Raw genomic sequence first — 16214 nt, forward strand, 5'->3', positions numbered from 1 at the left:
CGGCCACCCAGGAGAACCGAAGCGCCTTGCACCTGAAAAGTTTGACTGTCCGAGGATTCAAGTCGTTCGCGTCGGCTACGACGTTCGACTTTGAGCCCGGCGTCACTGCTGTCGTCGGTCCCAACGGGTCGGGTAAATCCAACGTGGTTGATGCCTTGGCATGGGTGATGGGGGAGCAGGGTGCAAAAACCCTGCGCGGCGGCAAGATGGAGGATGTCATCTTCGCCGGCACGTCCGGCCGGCCGCCTCTGGGCCGTGCGCATGTCTCCCTCACCATCGACAACGCGGACAACGCGCTCCCCATCGACTACAGCGAAGTCACCATCTCCCGGACACTCTTCCGGACCGGCGGCTCCGAATACGCCATCAACGGCGCACCCTGCAGGCTTCTGGACATCCAGGAACTCCTCTCAGATTCCGGCCTGGGTCGCGAAATGCACGTCATTGTGGGCCAGGGCCAACTGGACAGGGTCCTGCACGCCACACCGGAAGACCGGCGGGGTTTCATTGAAGAGGCAGCAGGAATCCTCAAGCATCGCCGCCGCAAGGAAAAGACCGTCCGCAAACTCGAAGCCATGCAGGCCAACCTGGCACGGCTCGGCGACCTTACCGCGGAAATCCGGCGTCAATTGACTCCTTTGGGCAAGCAGGCGGAAATCGCCCGCCGTGCCCAGACGGTCCAGTTCGATGTCAGGGATGCCAGGGCCCGCCTCCTGGCCGATGACCTGGTGCAGCTCACTACAAGTCTTGAACAGGATGTTGCCGACGAAGCGGCGTTGAAGGAACGACGCCAGGTGGTGGAGGCGGAACTGGGGACGGGACGTCGGCGCCAGGCTGCCTTGGAACAGCAGGCAGCCGAATCAACCCCGAAGCTCAACGCCGCGCGTGATCATTGGTACCAGCTCTCTGCCGGCCGGGAGAGGTTTCGTTCTCTTGGATCCCTTGCTTCTGAGCGTCGCCGGCTTCTGGGTTCTTCCGAGGCCGCGGCGGATACAGGCCGGGACCCGGAGCAGCTGGAACGCCAGGCCGCCCGGGTGCGCGAGGAAGAGTCCGCCCTGCAGCATGACATCCTGGCGAAGCAAGCCGCACTTCTTGAAGCCACGGTGGCCAAGGACGCTGCTGAATCGCTGGCGGCCGCCGAAGACAAGCGGCTCACGGCCATGTTGCGCGCCGCTGCCGACCGCAGGGAAGGGCTCGCCAGGCTTGCAGGCCAAGTGGCGGCCGCCAGGTCCAGGGCCGAAGCCGCCGAAGCTGAACGTGGCCGGCTCAGGGAATCCCTCGCATCCGGCGATGAACGTCGCCGCAAGGCCCAGAGCGAGTTCACGGCGCTTGAATCCCAGGTGGCCGGCGTTGAGGACGGCGAGGAGAGCTTGGATGCCGATTACGAAAATGCGAACGATGTCCTGGATGCTGTCCTTGCCGAAATTGAGGAACTGAAAGCCGCGGAACGGGAAGCTGTCCGCGAGAGGGATGCCCTGACAGCGCGCAGGGATGCCCTGCAACTGGGACTCAACCGGAAGGATGGCTCCGGCAGCCTCCTGACGGCCGAGGGCGTTCTTGGACCGCTGGCTGCGTTGGTGGCCATTGAGCCCGGTTTCGAGGCAGCCGTCGCCGCAGCATTGGGGAGCGCCTCGGACGCCTTGGTCGTTGCAGATGCTGCAAGTGCAGCAGCAGCCCTCAGATCCCTGAAAGACGCCGACGCCGGGCGGGCAGCCCTGGTTCTCGCCGGTGGTTCCGCCGCTGACGGAGATACTCCAGCCGACGTGCCGCTTCCGCACGGCGGCCGCTGGGCGTCCGACGTCGTGAAAATTTCCGATCCCGCAGCGGAAGGCGTGTTGGCCCTTCTGGCGGGGACCGCCGTCGTCGACGATCTTGACGCCGCGGCGGCCTTCATTTCCGAACAACCGGACCTGAAGGCGGTGACGAGGGAAGGTGACGTCTTCACGTCCCTGACCGTCACCGGCGGTTCGGCCACAGCGCCGTCGCTGTTGGAAGTCCAGGCAGCAGTGGACGACGCCGGTGCCCGCCTCCAGGAGGTCACTGCCCGCTTGGAGCGGGGCCGTTTTGCCCTGGCAGGCGCCCAGTCCCGCCGCGCTGAAGCGCAGGACCGTGCGGACGCCGCGCTGGAACGCCTGCACGAGTCCGATGCCCGACTGGCTGCAGTGGCGGAGCGCCTGGGCCACCTGAATTCCGTTCTTCGCAGTGCCGTGGGCGAAAGCGACAGGCTGGCCGCCTCCATGGCCAAGGCCGAAGCCAACATCGCTGAAGCCCAACTGGATCTTGAAGTCGCCGCGGAACGCCTCGCCGCCGCCCAGGAGGCCCCGGACGAGGAACCATCCACGGATCAGCGCGACGAACTGGCCGCGCAAGCCAGGATGGCCCGTTCCTTCGAAACAGAAGCCCGCCTGGCCCTCAGGACGGCAGAAGAGCAACTGGGGGCGATCAGCAACCGGGCCGCGTCGCTTGAGCGGGCGGCCGCAACGGAACGGCGCGCCCGTGAAGAGGCGGCCCGTAGGGCCCAGCGCCGCCGAGCCCAGGCGCAGCGTGCGGCAGCAGTGGCTTCAGCGGTGGAACAGGCCCTGCGGTTCATCGATGTCTCGGTGGAGGCTGCCGGCTGGGAGCGCGACCTCGCAGAGCAGACCCGGGAACGGCTGGAGACGGAGCTGACGTTGGTCCGGACCGGCAATGAGGCCTTGGCGAAGGAGCTGGCCGAACTGACGGACTCCGTGCATCGGGACGAGATGGCGCGGACCCAGCAGCGCCTGCGTATCGAGGCCTTGGAGACACGTTCCATAGAGGAACTCGGCCTGTCCGGCGAACAACTCGTGGCAGACTATGGACCCGGGCTGCCTGTTCCAGTGCCCGCCGGAGCCACTGCCGACAAGTGGGCAGAGCTCCGGACACCCGTTGATGAGCATGGCCAGGCAATAGTGGACGGCATTCCGTTCGTCAGGGCTGAGCAGGAGAAAAGACTCAGAAAGGCTGAGCGGGAGCTGGCTGCCTTGGGCAAAGTGAACCCCCTGGCTCTGGAGGAGTTTGCCGCACTGGAAGAACGGCATCAGTTCCTCAGCTCGCAGCTCGAAGACCTCAAATCCAGCCGCAAAGACCTGTTGGACATCATCAAAGAAGTGGACGCCCGGGTCCAGCAGGTATTCACTGAGGCCTTCGCCGACACCTCCGCCCAGTTCGACCACGTCTTTGCCAGGCTTTTCCCCGGCGGTGAGGGAAAGTTGGTACTCACGGATCCCGACGACATGCTGAACACGGGAATCGAAGTGGAGGCACGGCCCGCGGGCAAGAAGATCAAACGGCTGTCCCTGCTCTCCGGTGGTGAACGTTCCCTCACGGCAGTGGCACTGTTGGTGGCAATTTTCAAAGCCCGCCCGTCGCCGTTTTATGTCATGGACGAAGTGGAAGCGGCACTGGACGACACCAACCTGGGCCGGCTCATCACCATTTTTGAGGAACTGCGCGAGTCCAGCCAGTTGATTGTGATCACTCACCAGAAGCGGACCATGGAAGTGGCAGACGCCCTCTATGGGGTGACGATGAGGGGCGATGGCGTCTCCACCGTCATCAGCCAGAGGCTCGGTGCCGGGGCGTAGCTTTATGAGAAGGTAGGGGAGTGAACGATTTCCTACCCATAATTCTGTCCATTCTCGCTGCCCTCGTGGTGGTCGGCGGACTCGTGCCGGTACTCCTGAAGGCCCGGAAGTCCGGAGCGAAATACCCCGGAACCCGGGATGCGAACGACCCCCTGCAGTCGTCGGCAGCGGGCGGCGGAACCTTGGTGGAAGAGCGCCCGGACGCGGTGAAGGCCCCGGCTCCCACCTTTGACGGAACCGTCGAGGGCGCGGATGTGCCCGATGATGCCGCCGGGCTCGAAACCATTGCCATCGACACTCCTGCGCCGGTTGAAGGCCGCCTGACCCGCCTGCGCGCCCGCTTGGTCAAGTCCAACAGCATCCTGGGCAAGGGCCTCCTGGCTCTGCTGTCCGGCGACAAGATCGACGAAGACGTGTGGGACGAGGTGGAGGAAACCCTCCTCCTGGCCGACCTCGGCACCGAACCCACCATGCAGCTGGTTGATGCGCTGCGTGAGCGCGTGAAGGTCTTGGGCACCCGCAGCCCCGAGGACGTCAAGGCGATGCTCCGCGAGGAACTCATCAAGCTGGTGGATCCCTCCATGGACCGCTCGTTGAACGTCGAGCGCAAGGGTGACCGTCCCGCCGTCGTGCTTGTTGTTGGTGTGAACGGCGTGGGCAAGACCACCACGGTGGGCAAGCTGGCACGCGTCCTGGTTGCCGAAGACAAGGACGTCCTGCTGGGGGCCGCTGATACTTTCCGCGCAGCTGCTGCCGAGCAGTTGGCCACGTGGGGACAGCGTGTAGGTGTCCCTACCGTCAGGTCCGACATCGACGGCGCCGACCCCGCCTCGGTGGCTTACGAGGCCGTGAAAGCCGGCATCGACCAGGAGGTCGATGTTGTCATGGTGGATACCGCTGGACGACTGCAGAACAAGACCGGCCTGATGGACGAACTCGGCAAGGTCAAGCGCGTCATCGAGAAGCTGGCTGAAGTGGACGAGGTCCTGCTGGTGCTGGACGCCACTACCGGGCAGAACGGCCTCAACCAGGCCCGCGTTTTCGCCGAGGTGGTCAATATCACCGGCATCGTGCTGACCAAGCTGGACGGAACCGCAAAGGGCGGAATCGTTGTGGCCATCCAGAAGTCGCTGGGCGTGCCGGTCAAGCTCATTGGCTTGGGCGAAGGCCCCGACGACCTCGCACCGTTCGACGCCGAGAGCTTCGTGGACGCACTGCTCAACTAGCGCGGGTCCAAACCCTCCGCACTCAACTGGCTGGCAGCTTGGTGCGCCCTGAGGACTCAGGGCGCACCAAGGCTGCCCGTCAGTTTTTGGGTTTAAGGGGTTCCCGGGCCAGTAACCAACCTGCTGCCGTGAGGAGCAGAACGCCACCTGTGATGCCAAACGCCCAGCCATAGCCCAGCTGGTCGGCCAGGAGGCCCGCCACAACCGGTCCGATGATGGCACCCGTGTCCGCAGCCATTTGGAAGACCGCGAGCACCTTGCCTCCGGAGCGTCCCCTGCCAATGACATCAGCGACGGCGGCTTGTTGGGCCGGGCCCAACAAGCCGGATCCGAACCCAGCCACCGCAGAAGCGACAAGGAATCCGGTCAGGTCCGTGGTGAGGCCGATAACGCCGGTGGCCGCGCCCGTGATGAGCAGTCCGGGGATCAGCAGGGGCTTCCGTCCCCAGGCATCGGCCAAACGCCCGGAGAAGGTCAACGCCAAGGCGTTGCCCACCGCAAAGATGGCCAAGGCCCAGGCTGCCGTCTCAGGTTTGGACTGCAGGACAGCCACCGCGAACAGTGGAATAGTAGCCATGCGGACACCGAACGTCACCCAGCCATTACCGAAACTCGAGAACACCGCGGCACGGTAAGCGGAATCGGACAGAGCTTCCTTCAGGGTCATGGCCGGTGCCGGCTCAGCATCTTCTGCGGCGTTGCCCTCACCGCTCAGCATGGTCCGGACCACCAGCGCCGCCACCAGGAGCGCTCCTGCGTATGCCAGAAAAGGTACCCGGAGGCCGAAACCTGCCAGCAGACCTCCTACTACCGGCCCGAGGACGCTGCCGATCAGGAAGGCTGAGGCATACGCGCCGGAGACCCGCCCTCGTCGTTCAGGGGGTGCGAGGCGGATGAGCAGTCCCATCGCGGCCACGGTAAACATGACGGAGCCGGCTCCTCCGAGGCCACGGAAGATCAGCAGTTGCCAGTAATCCTGGGCAAACGCGCACGCCGCCGTGGACACTGCCACGATCAGCAGGCCTGAGACGTAGACGTTCCGTTCTCCAAAGCGTCCGATCAGGGCACCGCCTGCCGGAGCAAACACCAGGCGCATGAAGGCGAAGATGCTGACGATCACAGCGGCAGCCGTGGCGCCAACGTCGAAGGTGGCGGCGAATTGCGGCAAGACGGGCGCCACCAGCCCGAACCCCAAGGCGATCAGGAACGCTGCAGCCAACATCACCTTAATGTCGCGGGGCAACGGGGCTTTGTCCTGCCGGATCCTTGGAGCTTTGACGGATCTGGGCGGCTGCGTCATACGGGGCGGGTCCTTCAGGTGATGTGGGGCCGTGGTGGGCCGGATGGTCAAAAACCGGGGATTTCCAGAGAAGTCCGACGCCTGAAACATATCCGTAACACCGGAGATATGCACCATTTACGTTGGGGAGGTTGTTGTAACCAGCGCGCAATATAAAACCCGAGCAGGTGAAACACGGCGGCACAAAACTCTTAAGCAGGACGCAAACGGCGTCAGGACAGCGGTTGAACCGCAGATCTAGCAAGAGAGGAACGTGCACCATGGAACTTACCGCAGGTCACGTATGGGTCATGGTGGCGGCGGCGCTTGTGCTGTTCATGACACCTGGTCTGGCATTTTTCTACGGCGGCATGACACGCGCCAAGGCAGCCTTGAACATGATGATGATGAGCTTTATCTCCATCGGCATCGTGGGCGTCGTCTGGGTGCTGTGGGGCGCCTCAATGAGCTCCGGCGAGGGCTTCATGGAGATCGTGGGCAACCCGTTTGCCACCTTCGGCCTCGAAGGCATCAATACCCCTGATGGGCTCATCAAGGTTGGCTACGCAGCCACCTTCGCCATCATCACTGTTGCACTGATCAGCGGCGCGATCGCTGACCGCGCCAAGTTCGGCGCCTGGAGCATCTTCGTTCCGGTATGGGTGACCCTGGTCTACTGCCCGCTGGCCTACATGGTCTGGGGTGGCGGCCTGTTCGGTCCCGAAGGCGCAATCGGCAAGGCCCTCGGCCCGGCCATCGACTTCGCCGGCGGCACCGTGGTGCACATCAACGCCGGTGTGGCGGCGCTCGTCCTGGTCCTCATCATCGGCAACCGCCGCGGCTTCGGCAAGGACCCGAACCACCGCCCGCACAATATCCCGTTCGTCATGCTCGGTGCAGCAATCCTCTGGTTTGGCTGGTTCGGCTTCAACGGCGGTGCAGCAACAACAGCAGAGCAGGGTGGCCTGATCTGGATCAACACTCTGGCAGCTCCCGCAGCGGCCATGATCGGCTGGCTCATCACCGAACGTATCCGCGACGGTCACCCGACGTCGCTGGGCGCAGCATCCGGCGTGGTTGCCGGCCTCGTAGCCATCACCCCGGCATGTGCCAACGTCAGCCCGGTCGGGGCCCTTGGGCTCGGTGTCGTTGCCGGTGTGGCTTCCGCCCTGGCCGTCGGCCTCAAGTTCCGCTGGGGCTTCGATGACTCGCTGGATGTTGTAGGCGTCCACCTCGTCTCCGGCATCATCGGCACCGTGGCGCTGGGCTTCATCGCCCTTCCCGCCGACGGCGTAGGTGGCGGCCTCTTCTACGGCGGCGGCATGACCCAGATGTGGGCCCAGCTCGCAGCGGCCGGCATCGCCATCGCGTTCTCGGCCATCATGACGGCCATCATCGCCTTCGCCATCCACAAGACCATGGGCTTCAGGGTTTCCACGGAACAGGAGAACGTTGGCGTGGACCTCAGCCTCCACGCTGAGACGGCCTACGAATTCGGAGTCAACGGCCACGGCGGCAGCTTCCAGCCGCTGCACAACGCCATGACTGGAAAGTCGGAAACCGCCGCAGCCAAGACCCCCGCAGAAGGCAAGGAGAGTGTCCAGGCATGAAGCTCATTACAGCGATCGTCCGCCCCGAAAAGCTCGAAGCAGTCCGGGAAGGCCTCGAATCCTACGGGGTCCAGGGCCTGACGGTCAGCGCGGCCAGCGGCTACGGCCGCCAGCGCGGCTACACCGAGGTGTATCGCGGAGCTGAGTACAACGTGGATTTGCTGCCGAAGATCCGCATTGAGGTCCTCGCCACGGATGAGCAGGCCGACGACATCCTGGATGTCCTCATCGCCAGCTCCAACACCGGACGCGCCGGTGACGGCAAGGTGTGGACCGTGGATGTCTACGAAGCAGTCCGGGTCAGGACCGGGGAGCGCGGCTCGGCCGCAATCTAAGTCCTTCACCCAAAAAGGCGGGCCGGGTACCAGTCAAGGTACCCGGCCCGCTTTCGCGTGTGGGAGGACATGAGGCCTGCTATCTTAGGCCGCTGCCTGTCTTTAGTCCACGACGCCGGTGGGCCAGTCCGCCGGCCCCGCGCTGCCGGCGTCGTACTCTTCCAAGGGGACGTCGCCGCTCTCCCAGGCGCGAAGCACCGGCTCGATGATCCGCCAGCAGTCCTCGGCCGTATCGCCGCGGACGGACAGGAGGGGATCGCCGCTGATGATGCCTTCGAGCACCTCTCCATAGGGCAGCATTCCGGCCGCGCTGAGCTGGGTCACCAGACTGGCGCGGTCCAGGGTGAAGATGTCGCCGGGGCCGTTCACATCGACGTCAAGCTGGAGCACGTCCGGACCGAAGCCGATGCGCAACTGGTTGGGGGAGTCCACGCCGGAGAATCCTTTGGGAAGGTGGGGGACCGGGCGGAAGGTAATGACGGCTTCCTTGCGCCGGCGTCCCATGGCCTTGCCGGAGCGCAGGATGAACGGCACCCCCTTCCAGCGCCAGTTGTCGATCTCCACCCGGATCTCGGCCAGGGTTTCGGTATTGCGGGCCGGATCAACACCGTCCTCCGCTGCGTAATCCGGCACCGTCCGTTCCCCGAGGGTTCCCGCGGTGTACCGTGCCCGCCGTGTGGACTCCTTGAACGGAGCCTTGATGCTGCTGGCACGCAGAACGGTTGCCACGGCGTCGCGCAGGTCCCGCTCCTCGATGGTTGCCGGCGCGTCGATCGCCAGGAAAGCCATGATGTGCAGGAGGTGGCTCTGGATCATATCCCGGAGGGCACCGGCAGTGTCGTAGTAGCGTGCGCGTCCCTCAAGGGCCAAATCCTCGTCAAAGACGATTTCCACTTTTTCGATGTGTTCGCGGTTCCACACGGGCTCCAGGAACCGGTTGGCGAATCGAAGGCCCAGGATGTTCAACACCGTGGCTTTGCCCAGGAAGTGGTCCACGCGGTGGATGTGGTCTTCGGGGACCAGGGCCGCGAGCGTCTTGTTCAGTTCGTGGGCGGATTCGGTGCCTGAGCCGAAAGGCTTCTCCATCACCAAACGGGTCCCGGCAGGCACCTGATCGCTGTGAAGTACCTCGCAGGCCTTCTGACTGACGTGGGGAGGCAAAGCGAAATAGATGGCGACGGGTCCCTGCAAGGTGGCCAGGAGGTCCGCCAGGGGACCGTCCGCTGTGACATCAAGCTGGTGGTACTCGGTGGTGTCAGCGACTTTTGCCAGTGCCGCACGGCCGGCATCATCAGCCGTGCCCGAGGCCGCGTTGAACGCACCCGCAACCCGCTCCCACCATTGTTCCGGAGACCAGGGGTCCGAGCCTGCACCTGCCAGCCGTAATCCGGGAGCCCTGCTGGAAGCCAGCAGTCCGGCGAGTCCGGGCAGCAGGAGCCTTCCTGTCAGGTCCCCGGACGCGCCGAGGATGAGCAACGTTTTTACAGTTGTTTTACTGGTCACTGTGCCAGCATGCCATCTTGCAGGTGCGACTTGGTACCCTAGATAGTCGAGTCCCCTAGTCGATTCAGATTTGTTGGGTTGAGACATGTTTGCTGGGGGCAATCGTCAAGACTCTGGTGTGCCGCATTGGCCGCCATTCGCAGACCATCGAAAGAAGTGCACGGCGCGTGTTCAATTCACTCTCTGACCGGTTGACAGCAACCTTCAAGAACCTTCGTGGCAAGGGCCGCCTCACCGAGGCTGATGTTGATGCCACAGTCCGGGAGATCCGCCGCGCCCTGCTGGACGCGGATGTTGCAGTATCAGTGGTCCGTGAGTTCACCGGCCGCGTGCGCGAACGTGCCTTGGGTGCCGAGGTTTCGGGTGCGTTGAACCCGAGCCAGCAGATCGTCAAGATCGTCAACGAGGAACTCGTGGAGATCCTCGGTGGCGAGACACGCCGGATCCGCCTGGCCAAGACTGGCCCCACCATCATCATGCTCGCCGGTCTCCAGGGTGCAGGTAAGACCACCCTTGCCGGCAAGTTGTCCAAGTGGCTGAAGGCCCAGGGCCACAGCCCCATGCTGGTTGCTTGCGATCTTCAGCGCCCCAACGCCGTGACACAGCTCCAAGTGGTGGGTCAGCGCGCCGGCGTCCCGGTGTTCGCTCCGCACCCTGGTGCCACCTCCGAGCTCGAGCACCCTGCCGGCGACCCCGTAGCGGTCGCGAAGGCAGGCGTCGAGGAAGCGCGCCAGAAGCTCCACGACGTCGTCATCGTCGATACCGCCGGCCGTCTTGGTGTCGACGCCGAGATGATGGACCAGGCCCGCCGGATACGTCAGGCCATCATCCCCAACGAAGTCCTCTTCGTGATCGATTCCATGATCGGCCAGGACGCCGTCAACACGGCGATGGCGTTTGATGAAGGTGTCAACTTCACGGGCATCGTGCTGTCCAAGCTCGACGGCGACGCCCGCGGTGGTGCCGCGCTGTCGGTAGCGTCCGTGACCGGCAAGCCGGTGATGTTCGCCTCCACCGGTGAAGGCCTGGACGACTTCGAGCTTTTCCACCCGGACCGCATGGCTTCCCGCATCCTTGACATGGGTGACGTCCTTACCCTGATCGAACAGGCTGAGAAGGCCTGGGACAAGGACGAAGCCGCCCGGATGGCGAAGAAGTTCGCCGACCAGGAAGACTTCACCCTGGACGACTTCCTCGCCCAGATGCAGCAGATCCGCAACATGGGCTCCATGAAGAAGATGCTCATGATGATGCCGGGTGCGCAAAACATCCGTCAGCAGCTGGAGAACTTCGATGAAAAGGAGATCGACCGCGTCGAAGCAATCGTCCGGTCCATGACGCCGCACGAACGCGTCGCTCCCAAGATCATCAACGGCTCACGCCGCGCCCGTATCGCCAAGGGTTCAGGCGTCCACGTGTCCGAGGTCAATGGCCTGCTGGAGCGCTTCGCCCAGGCCCAGAAGATGATGAAGAAACTTGCGCAGGGCGGCGGCATGCCGGGGATGCCCGGGATGCCTGGCCTTGGTGGCCCCGGCGGAGGCCGCAAGGGCGGCAAGAATGCGCCCAAGAAGAAGGCGCGTTCAGGCAACCCTGCCAAAGCAGCACAGGAACTGCGCGATGCCGAAGCCAAGCGGGCGAACGCAGCCTCGGCAGCACCGTCGGGTGCCGCTTTCGGCCAAGGCGCGGCAGAGTTCGATCCCTCATCGCTCAACCTTCCCAAGGGCTTCGATAAGTTCCTCGGCAAATAGGCCGCGGCTGACATCCCCACCGCGTCGCAGTTGGGATGTCAGGGCCGTGGAATAGGCTGAACCAATGCATAAGCAGCGCGTAGTCTTCGTTCACGGCCTGGGCAGCTTTGGTGCTGCGGCATGGCCGAAACAGCACGGCATGGCCCTCGCTTATGACGCGCTGTTCCTGCGCCGGCATGGCTTTGACGTTGCAGCAGAACCCGTGGGATCGAGCGTTGCCGCGGACGTTGCCATTGTCATCAATTCCCTGGCGGATACGGGTGGCGGCCACGTCGTAGCGCACGAGCAAGGTGCCATCTCCGCCATGCTGGCTGCCATAGAACGTCCGGACCTGGTGCACTCGCTGAGCTTGGTTGAGCCTGCTTGTTTGTCCCTGACAGCCGAGCTTCCGGCCACAGCCTCCCATCGGGCCCTTATGGAACCCCTGTTCGATGTACGGAGCCAGCTCAACGACGCCGACTACCAACGTGAGTACTACCGCCGGGCGTTTTCTGCCGAAACGGGGGGACTGGATACTCCCGAAGCGCGCCGTTCAGCCCGCAGGCTCAGGCTCCAGGCCCCGCCTTGGGAGGCCCCGCTGCACATCGTGCCCGGTGTCCCCACGTTGGTCCTCACGGGTGGCTGGGAACCCCTGTATGAGGAAATTGCCGGTTACCTCCAGGAAACCGGAGCCCTCCGCCGTGTTGCTGCGGGAGGGCACCGGCCCCAGGATTCAGTGGACGGGGATCACATCATCCGATCGTTTGTTGGTGACGTCGGACGGGCCATGTCAGTTCAGGCTTCCTGAGCCGGCCTCAAATGTGTCCGGGCTGCCGGGTACCTGCAGTTCCGGCAAATAGACCTTTCCGCCAGATGCCAGGAATTCCTGGCTCTTTCCGCGCATGCCGCTGTACATTTCCGCAATGGCTGTCTGCGCCTCTTCTGATCCGTATTCGTCACGGATGTCCTGGCTGATGCGCATCGAACAGAACTTGGGGCCGCACATGGAACAGAAATGGGCGGTCTTGGCCGGTTCCGCCGGCAGCGTTTCGTCGTGGAAGGCTTCTGCTGTGACGGGGTCCAAGGAGAGGGCAAACTGGTCACGCCAACGGAACTCGAATCTGGCCTTGGACAAGGCATCGTCCCGCTCGTGGGCCCCGGGATGGCCCTTGGCCAGGTCGGCGGCGTGGGCTGCGATCTTGTACGTGATGACACCGGTCTTGACGTCGTCCTTATTGGGAAGGCCCAAATGTTCCTTGGGGGTCACGTAACACAGCATGGCGGTGCCGTACCTGGCAATCTCGGTGGCGCCGATGGCTGAGGTGATGTGGTCATAACCAGGAGCGACATCCGTGACCAAGGGCCCAAGGGTGTAGAAAGGGGCTCCCTTGCACAGTTCCTGCTGGCGTTCCACATTTTCCCGGACCAGGTGGAACGGCACGTGGCCAGGTCCTTCCACCATCACCTGCACATCGAACTCCCACGCCCGCTGTGTCAGCTCGGCGAGGGTATCCAATTCGGCGAACTGGGCTGCGTCATTGGCATCGGCGGTTGCACCCGGGCGCAGGCCGTCGCCCAGGGAGAAGGCGACGTCGTACTGGGCGAAGATTTCGCAGAGCTCGTCAAAGTGCGTGTAGAGGAAGTTCTCCTGGTGGTGCGCCAGGCACCAACCCGCCATGATCGACCCGCCACGGGAGACAATTCCCGTGACCCGGTTGGCGGTCAACGGCACATAGCGCAGGAGCACGCCGGCGTGGATGGTCATGTAGTCCACGCCCTGCTCACATTGCTCGATCACAGTGTCCCGGAAAATCTCCCACGTCAGCTTGTTCGCCTCGCCGTTGACTTTCTCCAGCGCCTGGTAGATGGGGACCGTCCCGATCGGGACCGGGGAGTTGCGGATGATCCACTCCCGGGTGGTGTGGATGTCGTCCCCAGTGGAGAGATCCATGACGGTATCGGCACCCCATTGAGTGGCCCACTGCAGCTTGTCCACCTCTTCCGCGATGGAGCTCGTCACTGCTGAGTTGCCGATGTTGGCGTTAATTTTCACCAGGAAGGCTTTGCCGATGATCATCGGTTCTGACTCGGGGTGGTTGATGTTGTTCGGAATGATCGCCCGTCCTGCGGCAACTTCGCTGCGGACCAGCTCAACGTCACAGTTTTCCCGCAACGCGACGAACTGCATCTCGGGAGTCACCGTGCCCTGCTTGGCGTAGTGCATCTGCGTGACGGTTTTACCTTCGACGGCGCGGCGGGGCACCGGTTGGGTGCCCTTCCACTCTGCTGATGCTTCCCCGCGCCGCACCGCTGACTTGCCGTCGTCCAGCAGGTTTCGCTCCCGTCCGCGGTAAGCCACGGTGTCACCGCGGGCTTCGATCCATGGAGCGCGGAAAGGCTCAAGTCCCACAACGGGATCACTGCCGGGGCCCGCAGTGCGGTACACCTGGAACGCCGGGTTGGCTGTGCCGTTGGGAGACGGTTCCAAGGCGATCTCGGTGACGGGCACCCGGATCCCGTGGTCGGGGTCCTCCAGGTAGGCCAATGAATGGGATGTCAGCGACTGGGTCACAGATTCCGGCGTCCTTGCGCTGGAGCCGGACCGGTTTTGGGCAGGGCTGTGCTGTGTTTTTGTGGTGCTCAAAGGATTACTCACTTCCTTCGCCGGCATTACCCGGACAGGTTCAACGGTCGCAGACTGCATCAGTCCGATCTCAGCCCCTGCAGGGGCCCCCGTGTGGTCGTAGATGAAGCTACCACAGCTCACAACGGGCACCCAGTCACATGAACGAACCAGCGTCCAGGACGCCGCTGCGGACTAGGCTTTTGATATGGCCACCATCATCGAATTCAGCGGATCTGTGCTTGTCTCGGCGGACGAAGAGCGCCAAGGGATGTGGTCTGTTGACGGAGTCCTGACGTTCGAACGCCCCACGGCCACACCGGACCTGGTGTTGGATGGCTGGGTCCTCCCGGGTTTCGTTGATGCCCACTGCCACATCGGTTTGGGTGTGGGTGGCGCCGTTGACGAGCGGACCACCCTTGCGCAGGCCCACGCTGACCTCGACGCCGGGACTCTGCTGATACGGGATGCCGGATCACCAAGTGACACCCGTTGGGTCCAGCAACGTGCGGACGTTCCCCGGTTGATCCGGGCAGGTAGGCACATTGCCCGGAGCCGGCGGTACCTCCGCGGTTTGGGGCATGAAGTCGAACCCGGCCAACTCGTGGAGACCGTCCGGAAGGCAGCGCGGGATGGAGACGGGTGGGTCAAGTTGGTGGGGGACTGGATCGACCGTGGCGTGGGTGACCTCGCTGCCTCTTTCCCCGCCAAAATCGTCAAGGATGCCATCGCTGCCGCCCACGATGAAGGTGCCCGGGTGACGGCCCACTGCTTTGCCGAGGACACAGTGGACGACATGCTCGATGCAGGCATCGACTGCATCGAACATGCCACGGGCCTGCTGTCGCGACACATTCCGCGCTTGGTGGAGCAGTCCGTGCCGATCGTTCCCACCTTGGTCAACATTGCGACTTTCCCGGACATTGCTGCCCAGGCTGCCCCAAAGTTTCCTGACTATGCGGACCACATGGTGCGGCTTTGGGAGCGTCGGCGCGAGCGGGTGTTGGAGGCCTTTGAGTCAGGCGTGGCCATTTATGCGGGCACAGACGCCGGCAGCGTGATCAAGCACGGCAGGATCGCAGACGAAATGAAGGAACTGCACGACGCCGGCCTGCCGCCGGCCGCGGTCCTGGACGCCGCGGCGTGGCGTGCCCGGGAGTGGCTGGGGGCCGAGGGCATCAGCGAAGGGGCGGGTGCCGACGTCGTGTTGTGCTCCGAGGATCCCAGGATCGAGCTGGAAACTGTTTCCAGCCTCAAACACATCGTGCTGGGCGGTTCACTGGTCCGTTAGGAATAAATTGAAGCTTCAACTAATTTAGAGAAGTAGAAAGGTGCTGATGAGCGGCACCTCGAACCCGGGAGCGTCACATGACCACACCACTCAGCCAGGATCTTCTGCCTGCCGAACTGACCATGGGCACCGTCATGCTCAAGGTCGGCGACATGGCTGTCATGAGCGACTACTATCAGCGTGCCCTTGGCCTTGACGTCGTGGCCGAGCAGGATGGCGGGCTCTACCTGGGGCGGCTCGGAAAGCCCGTGGTGCATCTTGCCCCGGCGTCCGGTCTCCAGATTCCAGGCCGTGGGGAGGCTGGCCTGTTTCACACGGCCATTCTGTTCGACGACCAGCCTTCATTGGCCGCCACCATTGCTACCGCCGCCGAGTACGAGCCCCGAGCTTTCGCGGGCAGTGCCGACCATCTGGTCAGCGAAGCGTTCTACTTTACCGATCCTGAAGGCAATGGCATTGAGCTCTACTACGACAAGCCGCGTGAACTCTGGCAGTGGGATGGCAGGAATGTGGTGATGGACAATGTTGCCTTGCCTCCGCAGCGATACCTCGAGCAGCACCTGAGTGAAGCCGCGGTGACAGGGCAGCGCGAGGCAGCGGCCGGAATTGGACACGTCCACCTGCAAGTCGGTGACGTCGGAACTGCCCAGCATTTCTACGTGGAAACCCTGGGCTTTGAGCGGACCGCGGGCTGGCATGGCCAGGCGTTGTTCGTTTCCGCCGGCGGCTACCACCACCACATGGCCATGAACGTGTGGAACAGCCGTGGCGCCGGGCCCCGCAAGGACACGCTGGGCCTGGGGGAAGTGCTCATTGAGGTCCCCGACGCCGACGACGTAGCGGCGCTTGCGGATCGCTTGAAGATCGCAGGAGTGCAGAACCACCACACCGGCGCCGAACTCCAGTTCGAGGATCCGTGGCGGAACAAACTGCGGGTTGCCGTCCGCTAAGCAGGGCCACTCCTGCTGCGCCGGCACACTCCCGCTGCGCCGCCCACTCCTGCATTAGGCTGGGC

The 16214-nt window shown here is 63.8% G+C and carries 11 protein-coding genes and 1 riboswitch; of the genes, 8 read left to right on the top strand and 3 right to left on the bottom strand.

Annotated elements, in window-relative coordinates:
* The first annotated feature begins 26 nt into the window (after positions 1–26).
* Together smc and ftsY are read left to right on the top strand one after the other, a co-directional pair.
* Positions 27–3605: a chromosome segregation protein SMC gene (smc, locus tag WBN73_RS06550; RefSeq protein WP_337339659.1), complete on the top strand. Its 3579-nt coding sequence runs from the start codon at positions 27–29 to the stop codon at positions 3603–3605.
* Positions 3606–3625: 20 nt separating this feature from the next.
* Positions 3626–4831, top strand: coding sequence for a signal recognition particle-docking protein FtsY (gene ftsY, locus WBN73_RS06555; RefSeq protein WP_337339658.1), 1206 nt, complete (start codon positions 3626–3628; stop codon positions 4829–4831).
* Between the two features lie 79 nt (positions 4832–4910).
* On the opposite strand, the gene WBN73_RS06560 is transcribed toward ftsY, so the two are convergent.
* The gene (locus WBN73_RS06560) at positions 4911–6131 is read right to left on the bottom strand and encodes an MFS transporter (RefSeq protein WP_337339657.1); all 1221 of its coding nucleotides are present in this window, start codon (positions 6129–6131) and stop codon (positions 4911–4913) included.
* A 260-nt stretch (positions 6132–6391) separates the two neighbouring features.
* Here WBN73_RS06560 and WBN73_RS06565 point away from each other — a divergent pair, with 260 nt between their 5' ends.
* Together WBN73_RS06565 and WBN73_RS06570 are read left to right on the top strand one after the other, a co-directional pair.
* Positions 6392–7720 (top strand): ammonium transporter, encoded by a 1329-nt coding sequence (locus WBN73_RS06565; protein ID WP_207593799.1) that lies wholly within the window; start codon positions 6392–6394, stop codon positions 7718–7720.
* Positions 7717–8055, top strand: coding sequence for a P-II family nitrogen regulator (locus WBN73_RS06570; protein ID WP_089595433.1), 339 nt, complete (start codon positions 7717–7719; stop codon positions 8053–8055). The genes WBN73_RS06565 and WBN73_RS06570 overlap by 4 nt, the downstream gene beginning before the upstream one ends.
* 102 nt (positions 8056–8157) lie before the next feature.
* On the opposite strand, the gene WBN73_RS06575 is transcribed toward WBN73_RS06570, so the two are convergent.
* Complete coding sequence (locus WBN73_RS06575; protein WP_337339656.1) at positions 8158–9558, bottom strand: glucose-6-phosphate dehydrogenase; 1401 nt, start codon at positions 9556–9558, stop codon at positions 8158–8160.
* A gap of 167 nt (positions 9559–9725) precedes the next feature.
* On the opposite strand from WBN73_RS06575, the gene ffh reads away from it, so the two are divergent.
* Both ffh and WBN73_RS06585 read left to right on the top strand, forming a co-directional pair.
* Positions 9726–11306, top strand: coding sequence for a signal recognition particle protein (ffh, locus tag WBN73_RS06580; RefSeq protein WP_280623019.1), 1581 nt, complete (start codon positions 9726–9728; stop codon positions 11304–11306).
* Positions 11307–11370: 64 nt separating this feature from the next.
* A complete protein-coding gene (locus tag WBN73_RS06585) occupies positions 11371–12093 on the top strand; it encodes an alpha/beta hydrolase (RefSeq protein ID WP_207593796.1) in 723 nt (240 codons plus the stop codon).
* Here the strand turns inward: WBN73_RS06585 and thiC are convergent.
* Positions 12076–13929 carry a phosphomethylpyrimidine synthase ThiC gene (gene thiC, locus WBN73_RS06590; RefSeq protein WP_242703326.1) on the bottom strand — a complete coding sequence of 618 codons (1854 nt, stop codon included), beginning with the start codon at positions 13927–13929 and terminating at the stop codon, positions 12076–12078. The two genes, WBN73_RS06585 and thiC, sit on opposite strands and share 18 nt — an antisense overlap.
* Positions 13925–14032, bottom strand: a riboswitch (TPP riboswitch). It overlaps the preceding gene by 5 nt.
* Positions 14033–14116: 84 nt before the next feature.
* Here thiC and WBN73_RS06595 point away from each other — a divergent pair.
* Both WBN73_RS06595 and WBN73_RS06600 read left to right on the top strand, forming a co-directional pair.
* Positions 14117–15199 (top strand): amidohydrolase family protein, encoded by a 1083-nt coding sequence (locus tag WBN73_RS06595; RefSeq protein WP_337339655.1) that lies wholly within the window; start codon positions 14117–14119, stop codon positions 15197–15199.
* A gap of 77 nt (positions 15200–15276) precedes the next feature.
* Positions 15277–16149, top strand: a complete 873-nt coding sequence (locus WBN73_RS06600) for a VOC family protein (protein WP_337339654.1) — start codon at positions 15277–15279, stop codon at positions 16147–16149.
* Positions 16150–16214 lie beyond the last annotated feature (65 nt).

This window comes from Paenarthrobacter sp. CCNWLY172 (assembly GCF_037402035.1).
Classification (GTDB): domain Bacteria; phylum Actinomycetota; class Actinomycetes; order Actinomycetales; family Micrococcaceae; genus Arthrobacter.